The sequence below is a fragment of the Streptomyces sp. W16 genome (assembly GCF_033194735.1).
GTDB lineage: Bacteria > Actinomycetota > Actinomycetes > Streptomycetales > Streptomycetaceae > Streptomyces.
Map to the genome: position 1 here is coordinate 1 of NZ_JAWOAI010000792.1, position 3,261 is coordinate 3,261.

The 3,261-nt window shown below is 71.5% G+C and carries 5 protein-coding genes and 1 pseudogene; 3 read left to right on the forward strand and 3 right to left on the reverse strand.

Translation table 11 applies throughout. The features are described 5' to 3' along the window. From R6V09_RS49335 to R6V09_RS49345, 3 genes and pseudogenes are all read left to right on the forward strand, one after another. Positions 1–311, forward strand: a pseudogene (locus tag R6V09_RS49335) (universal stress protein); the annotation flags it as partial. A 185-nt stretch (positions 312–496) separates the two neighbouring features. Next, positions 497–958, forward strand: coding sequence for an alpha/beta hydrolase fold domain-containing protein (locus R6V09_RS49340; protein WP_317887968.1), 462 nt, complete (start codon positions 497–499; stop codon positions 956–958). After that, the gene (locus R6V09_RS49345; protein WP_317887969.1) at positions 955–1,122 is read left to right on the forward strand and encodes a hypothetical protein; all 168 of its coding nucleotides are present in this window, start codon (positions 955–957) and stop codon (positions 1,120–1,122) included. The genes R6V09_RS49340 and R6V09_RS49345 overlap by 4 nt, the downstream gene beginning before the upstream one ends. An 82-nt stretch (positions 1,123–1,204) precedes the next feature. Here R6V09_RS49345 and R6V09_RS49350 read toward each other — a convergent pair whose 3' ends face one another. From R6V09_RS49350 to R6V09_RS49360, 3 genes are all read right to left on the reverse strand, one after another. Then, positions 1,205–1,714: a flavodoxin domain-containing protein gene (locus R6V09_RS49350; protein ID WP_317887970.1), complete on the reverse strand. Its 510-nt coding sequence runs from the start codon at positions 1,712–1,714 to the stop codon at positions 1,205–1,207. A 21-nt stretch (positions 1,715–1,735) separates the two neighbouring features. Continuing rightward, a complete protein-coding gene (locus R6V09_RS49355; protein ID WP_317887971.1) occupies positions 1,736–2,467 on the reverse strand; it encodes a CBS domain-containing protein in 732 nt (243 codons plus the stop codon). Positions 2,468–2,479: 12 nt separating this feature from the next. Then, the coding region (locus R6V09_RS49360) for an acetate--CoA ligase family protein (protein ID WP_317887972.1) at positions 2,480–3,261 on the reverse strand (782 nt) is incomplete at its 5' end.

Below are 3,261 nucleotides of genomic sequence, written 5' to 3' on the forward strand. Positions count from 1 at the left end.
TGCACGCTGTGCACGCGTGGGCGCTGCCGGCGGGCGCCGTCGCGTCGCCCGTCCCGGTGTCGGAGACGGACCGGGCCACCTGGGAGGACCACGAGGAGGATCTGCTGTCCGACGCGCTGCGGCCGTGGCGGAGCAAGTACCCGGACGTCGACGTCCGGGCAGACGTACTCCTGCTTCCCCCGGCGGAGGCACTGGCCCACGCCTCGGAGACGTCCGGGCTGGTGGTGGTCGGTCGAGACACCACCCCGGGCTCCACCGCACTGGCGCTCCTGGAGCACGCGCGCTGCCCGGTCGCCGTCGTGCCGTCGTAGGCGGGAGCGGAGAGGGTCGGCCCCGGCCGATGGGTCCTTCGGCACCTGCGGGGCGGGGCCGACGTGGCGCACGGTGCAGATACGAGGTCGCGTACGTGCACCACCGCCATCTGGCACGACGACCACCCGCCGGCCGCCGTACTGAAGGCCGAACATGAAACGGAGACGGACTGATGCCCCCTTCGATGGCACTCCGTGTGAACCAAGCACTGCCCCCGGTGCATCGCGAACGGCTGCTCCACTTCGGCCGCGAGGTGCGCTTCCCGCCGGACACCCGGCTGTTCGAGGGCCGACCTGACCGGCTTCCCCCGGTGCTCATCCAGGTGGGCACCAATGAGATCATGCTGGACAACTCCACCCGTCTGGCCGCCCGCGCCCACGCAGCCGGAGCGGACGTGATCCTCGACATCACCGCCGACGTGCCGCACGTGTTCCAGGCTTTCGCCGGCGTCCTGGAGGAGGCCGACCAGGCACTGGACCGCGCAGCCCTGTTCCTCACGCAGCATGTCCACATTCCCGACACGGCGGCCTCGTCAGCCGGGTGGATCCCGGAGCCGTCCGGCGATACAGCAGGCTGGGCGGCTCCGAACTTGACGCGGTGCGGCGGATCGGGTCATACGCGGTGTCCGTACCGTCATCCCTGTTGATCGTGCTGGGAGTCCCGCGGCCGTGCTTCACCACCCCCTCGTTCACGACGATGGCGGCGCCGGTCACCGGGGTGCTGTCGGCGAACGGTCCGCGCACCGGCGCCGGGATGTGGCAGGCCGCCGGACTGGCCGGGAAGGCCCACCGGTCGCGCGCGCGGCGGTGACCCAAGCGGTGGACGGCACCTTGTTCCACCGCTACGGAAAGAAGGTCCGCGGCGCGAAGTACCAGCACAACACTCCTCGTGTTCAGCTCCTCTCCTGCGCCGTCAGCAACTCCTCCGCGATCCGTGTCGCCCATCCCTCGATCGCGGCGAAGTCGCGGAAGTCCCCGCCCTTCCCGTTGCGCACGATCGACTGGGCGATGCGCCCCTTGGCGCCCTCCTCCAGGCAGCCGCCGAAGGTGACATGGCCCTTGGCGTGGAGCCGGGCCATGGCACGCCGTACGCCACGCACGGGCGGGATGTCCCGCTCGGAGGCCGAGGCGTCGAGCGGGCCGCTGCTGAACAACCACAGCGGGCGCTCGGCCAGTTGGCGGCCGTGCCGGCTCATGAAGTGGCGGGCGTCGCGGAGCCAGCGGCCGGCGTACAGCCCGCTGCCGAGCACCACGGCACCGTACGGCCGCACGTCCACGACGGAGCCGACGGGCAACAGGTCGGCGGTGAGTCCCTCCTTGCGCAGGACCTCGGCCACGGCCTCGGCGATCTGCGCGGTCGATCCGTTCGTCGTCCCGTAGGCGACCAGCACGCTGGTGGGCATGGCGGTTCGCCTCCTCTCAGTTCACAGGTGGCGCACCCAGGTGTTGGTGACACCGCGGTACGTCTGTTCCTCGGGTTGGATGTGCGAGTCGTCCCGCCGGTAGGAGAGCTGGTCGACGACTGCCACGACGCCGTCGATCTGACGGGTCATGGAGACGGCGATCTCCGTCTCGCTCTTGCGCTCCATCTGGCCGGAGAGCGTGACGACGCCCTCCGCCACGGCGACGTCGATGGTGCTCGGCGCCTGCCACAGGGCGCGCACCAGCACCTCGGCGACGACCTCCTCGCGGATGTCCGCGTCGGGCCGCAGGAAGACCTGGAGCACATCGCGGCGGGTGACGATGCCGACGAGCCGCTGTTCCTCGTCGAGGACGGGCAGCCGTTCCACGCGATGCTGCGCCATGGTCCGGGCGGCCTCGACGATGGTGTCGTCGGCGTGCACGGTGACGGGTGGCGCGGTCATCAGCCGGCCGGCAGTCCGGGCCTCGGCTTTCAGAGCGCGCTGCCTGGCGGTGCGCGTCAGGCCGGCCGACCGGAACCGCTTCTTCGGCTCGTACGGGTCGGGCGCCTCGGCCTGGTGGGCCATCAGGTCCGTCTCGGAGACGACTCCGACGACCTTGTCGTCCTCGTCGACCACGGGCAGGCCGCTGATGCGGTGTTCGCCGAGCAGGCGTGCCACCTCTTTGAACGGCGTTCCGTACGTGGCGCGGACGACCTCCGTGGTCATCACGGAGCCGACCTTGTTGTGCTTCATGGTGTTCCCTCCTCAGCGAAGTCGGCGCAGATACGGGTCCTGCGGCCGGTTGGGCAGCAGGCGGACGCGGGCATCGAGGACGGAGACGCCACCCGGTGCCGCGAGTACGGGGTTGAAGTCGGCCTCGGCCAGTTGCGGCAGGTCGCTCGCCATGCGGGACAGCCGCAGCAGGAGTTGTTCGAGGCCTGCGAGGTCGACGGGCGGGCTGCCGTGCGCGCCGAACAGGAGCGGGGCGCAGCGCAGGGCCGTGATCAGGTCGTGCACGTCGTGGTCGGTGAGCGGGGCGAGCCTGGCGGTGTGATCGGCGAGGATCTCGGTCGCTGTGCCGCCGAGGCCGAAGAGGACGAGCGGTCCGAAGACCTGGTCCTGGACGACGCCGGCGAACAGCTCGGTGCCGCGTTCGGCGAGCGGCTGCACGACCACGCCGGTCAGCAGTCCGGCGAACCGGGTCTCCAAGTCCCGGAAGGCGGCGCGCACTTGGGAGTCGCCGCGCAGGTCGAGGTGGACGGCGTGCTGTTCGCTCTTGTGCAGCAGACCCGGCCAGTGGCCCTTCATGACCACCCGGCCGTCGGCGCCGCGCAGCCGGTCGGCGGCGAGGACGGCGCCGTCCTCGGTGTCGGCCCAGGCCCAGGCGAGCTGGGGAATGCCGTAGCAGCCGAGGAGTTCGGCGCACTCGCGCGGGCCGAGCCAGCCGCCGTCCGGGTTCGCGTCGAGGTAGGTCTCGACGACGGTGTGGGCGCGCGCGGTCTCGACCCCGTCGAGATCGGGGATCGTCCCGGCCGGCCGGGCGAGCC

What these genes read in the sequence shown, in the direction of transcription:
- R6V09_RS49340 (WP_317887968.1), top strand. Translation starts at nt 497, where the DNA reads ATGGCACTCCGTGTGAACCAAGCACTGCCCCCGGTGCATCGCGAACGG.
- R6V09_RS49350 (WP_317887970.1), bottom strand. Translation starts at nt 1,714, where the DNA reads ATGCCCACCAGCGTGCTGGTCGCCTACGGGACGACGAACGGATCGACC.
- R6V09_RS49355 (WP_317887971.1), bottom strand. Translation starts at nt 2,467, where the DNA reads ATGAAGCACAACAAGGTCGGCTCCGTGATGACCACGGAGGTCGTCCGC.